We start from the raw sequence: 15,108 nt of genomic DNA, 5'->3' as shown, positions 1-15,108 counted from the left end.
GCGCTATAATGTTCGGCTTGTTGAGTTTAATCGATTCAGCGCTCCAGGTGTTTCATTCTTCTTCGTCGAGATAGGGTTTCTATGGCTGGAAATGCGCAGCAGCAGTCACGTCTGAAGGAGTTGATCGCGCGCGGCAAGGAGCAGGGCTACCTGACCTATGCCGAGGTCAACGACCATCTACCCGAGGATATCGCCGACCCGGATCAAGTGGAAGACATCATTGGCATGATCAACGACATGGGTATCCGTGTCGCCGAGGAAGCCCCTGATGCCGATACTTTGATGATGTCGGATCACTCTACGGACGAGTCCGCTGCGGAAGAAGCCGTAGCGGCGCTGGCGGCCGTCGAGAGCGATGTCGGTCGAACGACCGACCCCGTTCGCATGTACATGCGTGAAATGGGCACCGTCGAGCTCCTCACCCGCGAAGGCGAAATCGAAATCGCCAAGCGTATCGAAGAGGGCACGCGTGAGGTCATGTCGTCTTTGGCCTACTTGCCGGGCGCGGTTGCCTCTATTCTCGAAGCGTTCGACGCCACTCAGGACGAAGAAGCGCCTGGACGGCTCTCCGATCTGTTTTCTGGCTTCATCGATCCCGATGAGGGCATTCCAGGCGTTGCCGAAGCCGACGCCCCTGAGCCCGAGGTCGACACCGATATCAGCGATGATGACGGTGACGGGGATGGCGACGAGGATGACGACGACGGTGACTCTTCGGCCAACGAGGGCGGTCCCGATCCGGAAGAGGCGCGTGCGCGCTTCGAGCAGATCCGCGAGCAGAACGCCGTGGTCGAGGCCATCCTCGCCAAGCATGGACGTGGAAGCCCTGAGGTGAAAGAAGAGCAGGCGCGTTTGGCCGAGCTCTTCTCGCCGATCAAGCTGGTGCCCAAGCATTTCGAGCGTCTGGTAGGCCAGGTGCGTATCAGCGTTGATCAGGTGCGCGCCCAGGAAAAGGCGGTAATGCAGCTCTGCGTCAAAAAGGCCAAGATGCCGCGTAAGACGTTCATCAAGTCTTTCCCTGGCAACGAGTCCAATAGCGGCTGGCTCGATGCTTTTCAAGCGGAAAACGCCAAGTACGCCGACCGCCTCGAGCCGCTGCGCGCCGATATCGCCCGTGCTCAGCGCAAGATCGCCTTCGAAGAGGACATGGTGCAGCTTAGCGTCGCCGATCTCAAAGAGGTCAACCGCAAGCTCTCCATCGGTGAAGCCAAGGCGCGTCGGGCGAAGAAAGAGATGGTCGAGGCCAACCTGCGTCTGGTTATCTCGATCGCCAAGAAGTACACCAACCGTGGTTTGCAGTTCCTGGATCTGATCCAGGAGGGCAACATCGGTTTGATGAAGGCGGTCGATAAGTTCGAATACCGCCGCGGCTACAAGTTCTCGACCTACGCCACCTGGTGGATTCGTCAGGCGATCACGCGCTCGATTGCCGACCAGGCGCGCACCATCCGTATTCCGGTGCATATGATCGAGACGATCAACAAGCTCAACCGCGTATCGCGCCAAATGCTCCAAGAGATGGGCCGTGAACCGACGCCGGAAGAGCTGGGCGAGCGTCTGGAAATGCCGGAAGACAAGGTACGCAAGGTGCTCAAGATCGCCAAAGAGCCGATCTCCATGGAGACGCCCATTGGCGACGACGACGATTCGCACCTGGGTGACTTCATCGAAGACAGCACTATGCTGCTGCCCATCGATATGGCCACCGGCGAAGGGCTGATCGAGGCCACGCGTAACGTTCTTGGCGGTTTGACCGCGCGCGAAGCCAAGGTGCTGCGTATGCGTTTCGGCATCGATATGAACACCGACCATACACTAGAAGAGGTAGGTAAGCAGTTCGATGTCACCCGCGAGCGTATCCGTCAGATCGAAGCCAAGGCGCTGCGCAAGCTGCGCCACCCGAGCCGCTCGGAGCCGTTGCGTTCATTCCTCGATGAGTGAGAAGCGACTGCGTCGTGAAGACTGAGTCGCTAAATCTGAGTGGTGAAGCGTAAGTCGTAAAAAAGCCCGCCGTTAAAACGGCGGGCTTTTTCGTGGGTATCCTATTCACAGGTGCTTACATATTACACGCCGTGAGTTACATGGAATAGTACGTGGCGGAGCCGGGGCCAACCGGCAGGCCTAGGACGAAGACCCAGAGGAAGAAGAGCAAACTCCAGCCGATCAGTAGGATCAGCGTATAGGGTAGCATCAGGGCTACCAGAGTGCCGATGCCCAGATTCTTTTGATAGCGTGCGGCGACGGCCATGATCAGACCGAAGTAGCTCATCATCGGCGTGATTAGGTTGGTCACCGAGTCACCGATCCGGTAGGCCGCCTGGATCACTTCGGGCGCGTAGCCCATTAGCATCAACATGGGCACGAAAATCGGTGCGGTAACCGCCCACTGTGCCGATGCGCTGCCCAGGGAGAGGTTGATGAAGGCGCACATGAGAATGAACAGGACGAAAAGACCGGGCCCGCCCAAGCCCAACGCTTGAAGTAGGTCGGCGCCTGCCACGGCGGTCACGGTGCCGAAGTTGCTCCAGTTGAACAGCGCGACGAACTGCGCGGCAAAGAACACCAGGACGATATAGAGACCAAGACTGCTCATACTCTTGGCCATGGCGTCGACCACGTCACGATCACCTTGCATGGTGCCCGCCAGGCGGCCATAGACGAAGCCGAGAAGGGTGAAGGAGACAGCAACGATCACGACGATGCCGTTCAAGAAGGGTGAGCCGCTGATCAGCCCTGTCTCTTGATGGCGCAAAATGCCGTTGGCGGGCACGACCAGTAGGGCGAGAACCGCAACGATGACCAAGGTAGCAATCCCGGTGCCTTTCAGCGCGCGCTTCTCGTTGGGTGCCAGGGTCGCCATCTGTTCCTGCTCGATGTCGCTTTCGGCCTCGTCGGCGTCGAAGCGGCCAAGCTTAGGCTCGACGATCTTCTCGGTCACCAGACCCCCGATCAGCGTCACCACGAAGGTGCTGGCGATCATGAAGAACCAGTTGGCCTCGGCGCCGACGGTATAGCCGTCGTCGAGTAGCCGCGCGGCTTCCTGAGTAATGCCTGATAGCAGTGGATCGACCGTGCCGATCAAGAGGTTGGCGCTGTAGCCACCTGAAACCCCACAGAACGCCGCCGCAAGGCCTGCGAGCGGATGACGGCCCAGCGAATGGAAGATCATCGCTGCCAGCGGAATGAGCACCACATAGCCAAGCTCGGCAGCCATGTTGGACATGATGCCGGCGAACACCACTGCGTAGGTAACGATCCAGGGGGCGCGGTTGAGTACCAGCGCGCGCATGCTGGCGGAGAGCAGCCCCGAGTGTTCGGCCACGCCCACGCCGAGCATCGCCACCAGCACGGTACCTAGCGGTGCAAAGCCGGTGAAATTGGTCACCACGTTGGAGATCAGAAGGCGCAGGCCGTCGGCGTTGAGCAGTGAGTTGACCGCGATCCATTCACCTTCATTGGCCGGGCGTGGATCGGCGACCGATACTCCCAGCGCCCCGGCGATGCCGCTGGCAACTACCACCAGAACGCAGAGAATGGCAAACAGCGTGACAGGGTGGGGAAGCAGGTTGCCTAGCCACTCGACGCTATCGAGAAAGCGTGAGAACAGGCCTCTGTTCAGACGATCTTCTCGTTGATGGAGTTTATTCATAATATTTGTGCCGTTAATGGGTTTTTTTTAGAAAAAATAGAAGGTAACCCGCGACACTACGGTCATCGCCTCAGCGTGGCAAATGGCTTTTTCGTATGAGGGTATTGGAAAAATGAAACGCCGCCCGAAGGCGGCGCAAGCATGCAAAAGAAAGAGAGAAGAGCGGCGGGGGGAGAAAGCAGAGCTTAGCTGTGTGCTTCGAGCTGCCGGGCGCGATGAATTCGCCGTGCCAGTAGCAAAAGCTCGATAGTAGCGAACAAAATCAGGCTATAGCCCAAAAGCTCGACCACCTCTTCGGCGGCATCCTTGAAGACACGCACATACTCATCTTCGAGTATGGCACGCCAGAAGATTTGGCGGCCATAAAGGCGTGAGAAGACATAGGTCGTCAGAAAGCCCGCAGCGAACAGGCCAAAGGCGCAGGTGTTGCTGTAGTGGACGAATTCCTGCAGGAAATGCCGTCGCTTGACCCACACCCATGCAAGCGAAGGAATGATCACCATTGCGACCAATATCTTCCAGGTATGTCTAGCGACGAAGGTGTCGAGGAAATAATCCTGCTCGCGAATCAGTGAAGCTGTGATAAAAGCAAAGAGCAGCAGCGCCACCGTAGGAAATACCTTCAACGCATGGCGAATGTACAGCAGCATGATCGAGCAGCTGGCGAGAATGAGCGTTTGCATTGGCTCGCTAAAGCCATATTCACTGAAGCGTACCTCGGGCATGTAGACTGCCTCAAGGTAGGTGCCTTGCGTGATGGCTCCAATGAAAAGTATATACAGCGTTGCCCGAAGCGCGATGCTACGTATGTCGATCGGCCAGGCTGGGGGTTGAGGCATTGGAATTCCTTGGGTGGAAGCGGGACGGCAAACGCCCCGCCTTAGCGGCGGGGCGTGTCTTCATACCTACAGGTGTGAATGTTCATTATATCGTCACCTTTTTATGCCTGCACGCGAGAATTCATTTTCCTCTCTTGTCATGCTCTCACCAATGGATAAAGTCGCATTCGTGGTAGGGTGTCATAACCGGACGTTATATAAGGGCGTCGATGACGATGGGCTTACCCAAGGAACTGATAGGATGATCGCCCGCCCTATGAGGGCGGGCACGAGGAGCTAGGCATGGCCATCAGCGTATTTGATCTTTTTCGTATCGGTGTCGGGCCGTCGAGTTCGCATACCGTCGGCCCCATGCGCGCAGCGCGCGACTTCGTCTTGGCGCTCGACGCCGCTGCGGTTACTCGGCTCGTGGTGCGCCTGCATGGCTCGCTGGCGGCAACGGGCGTGGGGCACGCCACCGACCAAGCGGTGCTCTTGGGGCTAATGGGCGAAGCGCCCGATACGCTCGACCCCGACGCTGCGCGTGAGCGCCTAGAGGCCGATATCGCGCAGGGCACCCTGTGCCTAGCCGGTAGCCAACGCATCGCTTTCGACCCCAAACGCGACATCGAGTGGGACGAGAGCTGCCTGCCTTTTCATCCTAATGCCATGGTGCTGACGGCCTACCAGGAGGAGGCGGTGCTGGCTACCAACACCTACTACTCGCTGGGCGGCGGTTTCTATATCGACGAAGAGCAGGCAAGCCGGGGAGGGCTTGATGAGGATACCACCGTCCTCGATTACCCCTTCGATACCGCCGAAGAGCTTCTGCACCTGTGCCAAACCCATGAACTGCGTATCAGCGAGCTGATGCTGGCTAACGAGCTTGCCTGGCGCAGCGAGGCCGAGGTTCGCCGCCAGCTCGTTGATATCTGGCATGCCATGCGCGACTGCATCGATAGCGGCCTGGCGGCCACGGGGCATCTGCCCGGCGGGCTCAATGTGCGCCGCCGTGCGCGTCAGCTTCATCAGCAGCTCAATCACCCGGCCAAGGATCAAAAACTGATCGTATCGAGCTTCTCAGCCATGGATTGGGTCAATCTCTTCGCCTTGGCTGTCAACGAAGAGAACGCCGCCGGTCGGCGTATGGTGACCGCGCCTACCAATGGTGCGGCGGGCATCGTCCCTGCTGTGCTGGCCTACTACCTAAAGTTCGAGCCTGAGGCGAGCGACGCGGACGTAGTCGACTTTCTCCTTGCGGCGGCGGCAATAGGCATTCTATGCAAGAAGAACGCGTCGATCTCCGGCGCCGAGGTGGGCTGCCAAGGGGAGGTCGGGTCGGCCTGCGCCATGGCAGCAGCAGGGCTTGCCGAAGTGCTGGGTGGCTCCCCCCGCCAAGTCGAGAATGCTGCCGAGATCGGCCTGGAGCACAATTTGGGGCTCACCTGTGACCCCGTAGCGGGCCTTGTGCAGGTGCCGTGCATCGAGCGTAACGCCATCGCCTCGGTGAAGGCGATCAACGCCGCGCGAATGGCGCTACATGGTGATGGCGAGCACTTCATCTCACTCGATAAGGTGATTCGTACCATGCGCGATACCGGCCGCGATATGCAGGACAAGTACAAAGAAACCTCGAAAGGCGGGCTCGCGGTCAACGCTATCGAGTGCTAAATGCCGCCCTCGGACAGCATACGGTGGATATGTTCGACCAAGTAATCGACCAGTTGGCGAATTTTGGGCGAGAGGTGGCGGTGGCGCGGGTAGACGGCCCACACGGCGGTATCGTGGTGTTGAAAAGGCTCGAGTACCGCGATCAGCTCGCCGCTGGCAAGGTAAGGGGCCACGTAGTAGTCAGGCAGCTGGGCAAGACCTAGCCCCTTACGTGCGGCGTCCAGCAGGGCCGGGCCCGAATTGCCGTGCCAACAGCTTTCCACTTTTATTTCGCGGCGCTGGCCGTGGGACTCGAACAGCCAATATGGGCGTGAACCCACTAGGCAGCGGTGTTGACCCAGTTCTGTCAGCGTATGCGGCGGCGGGGTCTGGCGGAAATAGTCACGCGAGCCCACTATGTATTCACGCCGTTCGCATAGCCGCCGAGCGATCAAACTCGAATCCTTGAGCACCCCCATGCGAATGGCGATGTCGTAACCCTCTTCGATCAATTCGACAGCGCGATTGGTGAAGTGCATATGCACATCGAGTTGAGGGTGCATGACCTGAAATTCGTTGACCAGTGGGGCAATGAAGCGCTCGCCGAAAGTGGTGGCCGAGGTAAGCCGGAGCGTGCCGTGGGGCTTGGACTGAAGCTCGCTGATCGCTTGCTCGGCATCGCGCAAACCGTCGAAAAGGTGGCGGCAGTGGGTCACGTAAAGCTCTCCGGCATCGGTAAGACGGATTTGACGCGTGGTGCGGTAGAGAAGCTGTACGCCTAGCTGGCTTTCGAGCTGACTGACCAAGCGACTTACATGGGAGGTCGAGACTTGCAAATGGCGTGCGGCCGCCGAAAAGGTGCCTAGGCGCACTACTTCGACAAAGGCTTCGATACGGTCCCAGCGCTGCATGGCTAATTCCTCACTGTTGCGACACGGCAATAATCTTATGAGTATATCCCTACTTATCACCAGTTCGGGCCTCACCTACACTGCGTACCAGGCATTTAGTCCTCGTAAACATCATCTTTGGAGGTAGTCATGAAATCACGCGCCGCGATCGCATTGGAGGCAGGCAAGCCACTTAGCCTCGTCGAGATCGACGTTGAAGGCCCCAAAGCGGGCGAAGTACTGGTCAAGATGGTCGCCACTAGCGTATGTCATACCGATGCCTACACGCTCTCGGGGGCTGATCCTGAGGGTCTTTTTCCTTCGGTACTAGGACACGAAGGAGCGGGTATCGTCCAGGAAGTGGGTGAGGGCGTCACCAGCGTCAAGCCAGGCGATCACGTGATTCCTCTCTATACCGCCGAGTGCGGTAAGTGCAAGTTCTGCCTCTCGGGTAAAACCAACCTTTGCGGTAGCGTACGCGCCACTCAGGGGAAGGGGCTAATGCCCGACGGCACCTCGCGCTTCTCGCTCGAAGGCAAGATGCTGCACCACTACATGGGCACGTCGACCTTTAGCGAATACACGGTACTGCCCGAAGTGTCGTTGGCGGTGGTCTCCAAAGAAGCGCCGATGGACAAGATCTGCCTGCTCGGCTGTGGCGTTACCACCGGCATTGGTGCGGTCCTCAATACGGCCAAGGTCGAGCCAGGTTCGACAGTCGCGATCTTCGGTCTCGGCGCAATTGGCTTGGCAGCTATCCAGGGGGCGGTAATGGCCAAGGCGGCGCGTATCATTGCCATCGACGTCAACCCCGACAAGTTCACTCTGGCCAAGCAGTTTGGTGCGACCGATTTCGTCAATCCCAAGGAGTACACTGACCCGATCCAGCAGGTCATCGTCGACATGACCGACGGCGGCGTCGACTACTCTTTCGAGTGTATCGGCAACGTCAACGTCATGCGCTCGGCGCTGGAGTGCTGCCATAAGGGCTGGGGCGAGTCGATCGTCATCGGCGTGGCGGGCGCTGGTGAAGAGATCTCAACACGTCCTTTCCAACTGGTGACCGGGCGCGTCTGGAAAGGCTCCGCCTTCGGTGGAGTCAGAGGGCGCAGCGAACTGCCGGGTTACGTCGAGCGCTACATGAACGGCGAGATCAACATCGACGACTTCATCACCCATGACATGCCGTTCGAGAAGATCAACGAAGCGTTTGATTTGCTGCACGAAGGCAAGAGCATTCGTACCGTATTGCATTACTGAGTATCATTTGGCCAGCAGGACAGAGTACGGTCCATTGAGCCTACTGAAACTGAAAGCGCGGCGTAAGGCCGCGCTTTTTGTCAGCAACGTTTAAAGGCTAGCGCCTAAGGAGCACGCCATGAGCATGAGTGAAACCTTGGAACTGGTATCGGCCAATCGTAGCTTCGACGGCTGGCACAAGCGTTATCGTCACTATTCACGGGCGCTGGACTGCAACATGGAGTTCGCCGTCTATCTCCCGCCCCAAGCGGAGAACGACCGCGTACCCATGCTGTGGTGGCTCTCGGGGCTCACTTGCACCGACGAGAACTTCATGCAGAAAGCCGGTGCCCACCGTATTGCGGCAGAGCTGGGTATCGCCATCGTGTGCCCCGATACCAGCCCGCGCGGCAGCGACCTTCCCGGCGAGCATGAGAGCTATGACTTGGGCTCTGGTGCTGGCTTTTACGTCAACGCTACCGAGGCGCCCTGGAAAACTCACTACCGCATGTACGACTACATCATCGAAGAGCTGCCTTCGGTGGTGCGTCAGCACTTTCCGGTCAACGGGCGAGAATCGATCAGCGGCCACTCCATGGGCGGCCACGGCGCGCTGATCATGGCGCTGCGCCATCCTGGTCGTTTTCGTTCGGTGTCGGCCTTCGCACCCATCGTCAACCCCATGGCATGCCCTTGGGGGCAGAAGGCCTTTACCGCTTATCTTGGCGAGGACGTCACCCGCTGGCGCCAGTACGACGCCTGCGAGCTAGTGGCCAACGGCGCTTCGCGCCAGCGTCTGTTCATCGATCAGGGCGAGGCGGATCAATTCCTCAGCGACCAGCTCATGCCCGAGCGCTTGGAAGCCGTATGTGCCGAGCACGATCATCCGCTAACGCTGCGTCGTCAGCCGGGCTACGACCATAGCTACTTCTTCATTGCCTCGTTCATCGAGGAGCATCTGCGCTATCATGCCGAGCATCTGCTCAAGCGTTGAGGAACCCGCCGATGAATCGCATGCTGCGTCGCACTACCGCTCTTCTCTGGCGCATCGTATGGCGTGGCGTGCTGGTCTTCGTGGCGGTCTCGGTTCTGCTCGTGCTGCTGTTCAAGGTGGTGCCGCCGCCTGGCTCCATGGTCATGCTCGAGCGCAAGGTGCAAAGCTGGGTCAATAGCGAACCGATCCGTATTCAGCGTGAGTGGCGTAGCTGGAGCGAGCTCTCAAGCAACGCCAAGCTGGCGGTGATCGCCGCCGAGGATCAGCGTTTTCCCATTCACCGCGGGTTCGATGTCGTCGAGCTGCGTCGTGCCTGGGAGGCCAGCCGCGATGGCTCGCGGCTGCGCGGTGCTAGCACCTTAAGTCAGCAAACCGCCAAGAACGTCTTTTTGTGGAGCGGGCGTAGCTGGTTTCGCAAAGGCTTGGAGGCCTGGTTCACCCTGCTGATCGAAACGTTCTGGGGCAAGGAGCGGATTCTTGAGGTTTACTTGAACGTAGCCGAGTGGGATACCGGGGTATTTGGCCTGGAAGCGGCGGCAGAGCACTATTTCGGCGCCTCCGGCAGTGCCCTGACCGAGCGCCAAGCGAGCCTGCTGGCAGCGATTTTACCCAGCCCGCGTACCCGCAGTGCGTCGCGCCCGGATGCTCAGGTAGAGCGGCGTAGTCAGTGGGTTCGGCAGCAAATGCGCAATCTCGGCGGTGTGGGCTATTTGGAGCGGCTCGATCGGTGACACTTGCAAAGTGTTACTAACTTTTACACAAAAAGTTGAACCTGCCCGCAAACCACGCGTCACATGCACCACATTCATAACGCGCCAATGAGGTTTATTCTATGAAACGTATGACGGCTTTGTTCTCCGCTGCCCTGCTCTCCACTGGCCTGATGGCAGGCGTTGCCAACGCGCAAGAAGCGCAAGCGCCCGCTCAGGACCCGATGGCGACCCAGCAGGCACCGGCGCAAGACTTTTCCGATCAGCAGCTTCAGCAGTTCGCCGATGCGTCTCAAGAGATCGCCGTGATCTCCCAAGAGTACACCGAGCGTCTGCACGCCGCTGACGATGAAGCCGCCCAGCAGGAAGTTCGCACCGAAGCGAATGATCGTATGATCGAAGTCGTCGAAAACAGCGGTCTAGATGTCGATACCTTCAACGCCATCGGTCAGGCCATCCAGCAGGATCCTGAAATGATGCAGCGCGTTCAAGAGATGGCGAGCCAGTCTTAAGCTCGGCCTCAATACCGCTCAAACGCTAGTACCCAACCCCGGCTTCGCGCCGGGGTTTTTCGTGGGACAAAGAAAAGTCTTGGCGCGCCGCCCCCGTCGATCCGTAAGCTGGGATAGGGTTTACCCTTGTCGGCAATCACGCCAAACTGACAACTGCGTAGCGCTAGTTCGTCGTTAAGCCGGTTTGCGTATCAGCTAGCCGTACCCGAACGACGTCCGCATGTGCCGTCGCTTTCCTTCCAACGCGCTGAGAGGATGTTTACATGGATGTCGAGCTGTTGGAAATACGCCAGCACATGGCCCAGTTCCCCCCCTTTGAAGGGTTGTCGGACGATCTGCTCGATGCCATCGCCGCCGAGATCGAGGTCAAATACTTCAAGACGGGCAGCGATATCTTGCTGCTCAACCAAACCCTGGATGAGCTTTGCTATATTCGCAGCGGTGCGGTCGAGGTCTATCGTCGTCAGGGCGAGCTCTACAACCGTCTGGGCGAGGGCGACATCTTTGGCCACTTCAGTTTACTGCGTAACCATAAGGTGCGTTTTCCCGCCAAGGCGATCGAAGACACCCTGATCTACTTCATCCCCGACGCCGTGTTCCAGCGCCTGTGCGAAGAGGACGACGACTTCGCTGACTTCGTCGAGCTCGAGCGTCCACGGCTAGAGAGCGTGGCCGAGCAGCAGAAGAAGTCCAACGACATGATGGTCACGCGGATTCGCAAGCTGCTTTCACGATACCCGGTGATGGTCGATATCCAAACCACGGTACAGCAGGCAGCGAGGCAAGTGAGCGAGGCTCAAGCCTCGTCGGTGCTGGTGCTCAAGGAGGGGAGCGACAACCCGCGCTATAGCTTCGAGGATAGCGAAGGGCGGGTATGGCAGATGTGCGGTATCCTCACCGATAGCGACTTTCGTACCCGCGTGGTGGCCGAAGGTCTGAGCCCCGAAACGCCGGTAGGCCACGTCATTTCGGAAAAGCTGATTACGGTGCAGTCGGATGCCTCGGTGTACGAGGCCATGCTGATCATGCTGCGCAACAACGTTCACCACTTACCGGTGCTCTACCGCCAGCGCCCGGTGGGGGTGGTGCACCTCTCGGACATCATTCGCTACGAAACGCAAAGCGGGCTCTACCTGGTCAGTAATATCTTCAACCAGTCGAGCGCGCAGGGGCTTGCGCGCCTGCTTACCGACGTGCGCGACGCCTTCGTGCGTATGGTGCAGGAAGGGGCCAACTCGCAGATGGTCGGCAGTGCGTTGTCTACCATTGGGCGCAGCTTCACGCGCCGCTTGATCGAACTTGCCGAGGCCGAACTCGGCCCGCCGCCGGTGCCTTACTGCTTCATGGTCAACGGCTCCATGGCGCGTAACGAGCAGAGCATCGTCACCGACCAGGACAACGCCCTGATCCTTTCCGACGACTTCGACCCTGAGCTTCACGATGACTACTTCTACCAGCTGGCGAAGATCGTCTCCGATGGCCTGGACGCTTGCGGTTACACCTACTGCAAGGGCGACGTCATGGCCACCAACCGTGAGTGGCGTCAGCCGCTTAACGTGTGGAAAGGCTACTTCAACGACTGGATCGATGACCCCGTACCCAAGAAGCTGCTACACAGCTCGATCTTCTTCGACCTGGATAGCATTTATGGTGAAGAGGTCTATGTCGAAGCGCTGCAGGATTTGATCGCCGAGAAGGCGCCGCACTCGCCGCTGTTTTTGGCCGCTATGGCGCGCAACGCGCTCAACCGCACGCCGCCTTTGGGTTTCTTTCGCACTTTCGTGATGGAGAAGGATGGCAAGCACAACAATTCGATCAACCTCAAGCGGCGCGGTACCGCGCCCATGGTCGATTTGGTGCGGGTGCACGCCATGGCCTGTGGATCGAGTGCGCAGAACACCTTCCAGCGCCTGGATGATATCGGCAAGACCCAACTGCTGGCGACCGGAGTGAGCGACAAGCTGCGCTACGCCTTCGAGTTTCTCTGCATGTCGCGGCTGCGCCATCAGATGATCGACCTGCAAGAAGAGCGCACCCCGGATAACAACATCGAGCCCGAAAACGTGGAGGATAGCGAGCGCCACACGCTGAAGGATGCCTTCCAAGTGCTAAGCAACGCGCAGAAGTTTCTCAAGTTCCGCTACCCGGTGCCCGCGCACCGTTCGGGGCGTTGAGATGCACGGCCTTCGCCCCCGCGCCAAGACCAAGCAAGCCGATTGGCCCGGCTATTTTCGTGCCCGTGCCGAAAAGGCCCAAGACGCTGCGCTTAGCGCCTATTTCCAGGTGCCGCTGCCCGCGCCCGAAACACCCATTGGCGAGGTACCCATGGTGGCGTTGGACATGGAGACCACAGGACTCGACGAGCGACGTCATGCCATCGTCAGCATCGGGCTCGTGCCCTTTACGCTAGAGCGCATCCGCCTCGCCGAGCGGCGCTACTGGGTGGTGAAGCCGCCGCGCCCGCTATCTGAGAGTTCGATTGCCTACCATCACATCACTCACTCGGAGGTCGAGTGCGCACCGGATCTCGATGCCGTTCTCGACGAACTATTGGCGCGGCTGGCGGGCAAGATCGTGGTGGTCCACTTTCGCCACATCGAGCGGCCCTTTTTGGATGCCGCCATCAAAGCGCGGCGGGGCGAAGGCGCGCTCTTTCCCATGATCGATACCATGTCGTTAGAAGCACGGCTGTACCGACAGTCGCTGTGGTCGCGTTTTCGCCGCTGGCTGGGGCGCCCGCCGGTGTCGATTCGTCTCGATGCCAGCCGCCAGCGCCATGGCCTACCGAGCTATCAAAGTCACCATGCGCTCACCGACGCACTGGCCACAGCCGAACTCTTCCAAGCGCAGGTCGCTAGCCGCTATACGCCGGAAACGCCGGTGAGTGCGCTATGGACGTAAAACGGGCAGCCTGAGGCTGCCCGTTTGGTCTTGCATCGTGGTGGTTCGACGCCTTTGGCGTCAAACGCTCCTACACGGCTCTGGGTTCGCTCATTAGGCCCTTGACGATGGCGTAGCATGCCGCGAGCAGAATGAAGGTGAAGGGCAGACCGGTAGAAACCGCCATGGTTTGCAGCGCGGTCAAGCCGCCGCCGAGCAGCAGGGCGATGGCGATAGCACCTTCGATGATGGCCCAGAACACGCGCTGAGGCTTGGGCGCATCCACTTTGCCGCCAGCGGTGATCGAGTCGATGACTAGCGACCCCGAGTCGGACGACGTGACGAAGAAGACGACCACCAGCACGATGCCGATAAAGGCTGTGATTTGCGACAGCGGCAACTGCTGCAGCATCAGGTAGAGCTGGAGATCCATATTGGCTTCGACAACGCTATCGATGCCTCGGCTAACGACTTGGTCGATGGCAGTGCCACCGAAGGTGGTCATCCACAATATGGACACCAGCATCGGAATGATCAGCACCGAGATCAAAAACTCACGCACGGTGCGGCCACGTGACACGCGAGCGATGAACATGCCGACGTAGGGTGACCAGGAGATCCACCAGGCCCAGTAGAAAGCGGTCCAGCCATGGGTAAAGCCAGTGTCTTCACGCCCGAAAGGGTTGGCTAAGGCGGGTAGATGAACGAGGTAGCTCATCATGTTTTCGAAAAAGCCCGTCGCGATCAGGAGCGTCGGACCCACGCCGATGACAAAGAAGAGTAACGCTGCCGCCAGGGCGATATTGATCTTCGAAAGTACTTGCACACCCTTATCGACGCCGGCCATGACAGAGGCGATGGCGACGATGGTGATACCAATGATCAACAAGACCATGGTGACATCGCTTTCCGGCGCGCCGAAAAGATACGAAAGCCCAGCGGAGGCCTGTGCGGCCCCTATACCGAGAGAGGTCGCCAAACCAAAGAGCGAGGCAAAAACGGCAAGAATGTCGATCACGTGCCCGGGCCAGCCCCATACGCGCTCACCCAAGAGGGGATAGAACACCGAGCGCATGGACAACGGTAGACCTTTATTGAAGGCAAACAGGGCCAGCGACAAGCCCACGATGGCATAGATCGCCCAGGGGTGCAGGCCCCAGTGGTAGATCGTTGCTGCCATGGCAAGGGAAGCCGATTGCGACGCATCGCCTGCTGCCCCCATTAGCGGCGCATCGCTGCCGCCCGCCATTGATGTAGAGAAGTGGCTAAGGGGCTCGTTGACACCATAGAACATGAGTCCGATGCCCATACCGGCTGCAAACAGCATGGAGAACCAGCCGGTATAGGTGTAGTCGGGCTTGGCCTCTGCGCCGCCCAGGCGTACTTTGCCCAACGGCGAGAAGATCAAGGCAATACATAGGATGACGAAGATGTTCGCCGCCAACATGAAAAACCAAGCGAGGTTGCCGGTCAGAAAGCCAAAAATAGCGTCATAGATCGGCGAGATCGTATCCTGAAGCGCCAGGGTCAGGATCACGAACAGGGTGACGATCAGCGCTGAAATGGTGAAGACCTTACCGTGAAGATCGAGATTGATCCCCATGGTTTTGGTGGTGATGTTGTCCTGACCGATGACGTAATCGGTATCGATCAGATTGGCCGCGCCTTCAGGAGCGGGAATGCCCTCTGGGCTTGCTGGCTCCTCGGGGGAGCGATTGGGTTCAGAGTTATCCACTACTGACTCTCCATGTTAGGCAGGGGTGGTC

12 protein-coding genes are annotated in these 15,108 nt (G+C 58.9%); 8 read left to right on the top strand and 4 right to left on the bottom strand.

What is annotated here, in order from left to right:
- Nucleotides 1–81: 81 nt before the first annotated feature.
- Nucleotides 82–1,941: an RNA polymerase sigma factor RpoD gene (rpoD, locus tag LLY24_RS10310; protein WP_259036205.1), complete on the top strand. Its 1,860-nt coding sequence runs from the start codon at nt 82–84 to the stop codon at nt 1,939–1,941.
- A 136-nt stretch (nt 1,942–2,077) separates the two neighbouring features.
- Here rpoD and LLY24_RS10305 read toward each other — a convergent pair whose 3' ends face one another.
- A complete protein-coding gene (locus tag LLY24_RS10305; protein ID WP_259036204.1) occupies nt 2,078–3,649 on the bottom strand; it encodes an AbgT family transporter in 1,572 nt (523 codons plus the stop codon).
- Nucleotides 3,650–3,834: 185 nt separating this feature from the next.
- Nucleotides 3,835–4,488, bottom strand: a complete 654-nt coding sequence (locus tag LLY24_RS10300) for a hypothetical protein (RefSeq protein WP_259036203.1) — start codon at nt 4,486–4,488, stop codon at nt 3,835–3,837.
- A gap of 282 nt (nt 4,489–4,770) precedes the next feature.
- Between LLY24_RS10300 and LLY24_RS10295 the strand changes: the two genes are divergently transcribed.
- Nucleotides 4,771–6,138 carry an L-serine ammonia-lyase gene (locus tag LLY24_RS10295; RefSeq protein WP_259036202.1) on the top strand — a complete coding sequence of 456 codons (1,368 nt, stop codon included), beginning with the start codon at nt 4,771–4,773 and terminating at the stop codon, nt 6,136–6,138.
- Here LLY24_RS10295 and LLY24_RS10290 read toward each other — a convergent pair.
- Entirely contained in the window at nt 6,135–7,028 is an 894-nt protein-coding gene (locus LLY24_RS10290; RefSeq protein ID WP_259036201.1) for a LysR family transcriptional regulator, read from the bottom strand. The genes LLY24_RS10295 and LLY24_RS10290 overlap by 4 nt on opposite strands.
- Nucleotides 7,029–7,157: 129 nt before the next feature.
- On the opposite strand from LLY24_RS10290, the gene LLY24_RS10285 reads away from it, so the two are divergent.
- The 6 genes from LLY24_RS10285 (at nt 7,158) to LLY24_RS10260 (ending at nt 13,363) form a co-directional block, all read left to right on the top strand.
- On the top strand, nt 7,158–8,267 hold the full coding sequence (locus tag LLY24_RS10285; RefSeq protein ID WP_259036200.1) for an S-(hydroxymethyl)glutathione dehydrogenase/class III alcohol dehydrogenase: 1,110 nt from the start codon (nt 7,158–7,160) through the stop codon (nt 8,265–8,267).
- Between the two features lie 118 nt (nt 8,268–8,385).
- On the top strand, nt 8,386–9,240 hold the full coding sequence (fghA, locus tag LLY24_RS10280) for an S-formylglutathione hydrolase (protein ID WP_259036199.1): 855 nt from the start codon (nt 8,386–8,388) through the stop codon (nt 9,238–9,240).
- An 11-nt stretch (nt 9,241–9,251) separates the two neighbouring features.
- Entirely contained in the window at nt 9,252–9,971 is a 720-nt protein-coding gene (mtgA, locus tag LLY24_RS10275) for a monofunctional biosynthetic peptidoglycan transglycosylase (protein WP_259036198.1), read from the top strand.
- Nucleotides 9,972–10,072: 101 nt separating this feature from the next.
- Nucleotides 10,073–10,462, top strand: coding sequence for a DUF4168 domain-containing protein (locus LLY24_RS10270; RefSeq protein WP_259036197.1), 390 nt, complete (start codon nt 10,073–10,075; stop codon nt 10,460–10,462).
- Between the two features lie 263 nt (nt 10,463–10,725).
- Nucleotides 10,726–12,636 carry a DUF294 nucleotidyltransferase-like domain-containing protein gene (locus LLY24_RS10265; RefSeq protein WP_259036196.1) on the top strand — a complete coding sequence of 637 codons (1,911 nt, stop codon included), beginning with the start codon at nt 10,726–10,728 and terminating at the stop codon, nt 12,634–12,636.
- 1 nt (nt 12,637) lies between these two features.
- A complete protein-coding gene (locus LLY24_RS10260; RefSeq protein WP_259036195.1) occupies nt 12,638–13,363 on the top strand; it encodes a 3'-5' exonuclease in 726 nt (241 codons plus the stop codon).
- A 70-nt stretch (nt 13,364–13,433) separates the two neighbouring features.
- Here LLY24_RS10260 and LLY24_RS10255 read toward each other — a convergent pair whose 3' ends face one another.
- A complete protein-coding gene (locus tag LLY24_RS10255; protein ID WP_259036194.1) occupies nt 13,434–15,077 on the bottom strand; it encodes a BCCT family transporter in 1,644 nt (547 codons plus the stop codon).
- Nucleotides 15,078–15,108 lie beyond the last annotated feature (31 nt).

The organism is Halomonas dongshanensis (assembly GCF_024790395.1).
Lineage (GTDB): Bacteria > Pseudomonadota > Gammaproteobacteria > Pseudomonadales > Halomonadaceae > Vreelandella > Vreelandella dongshanensis.
Note: the sequence above shows the minus strand (reverse complement) of the source record. Positions and strands in the feature narration are given on the sequence as shown.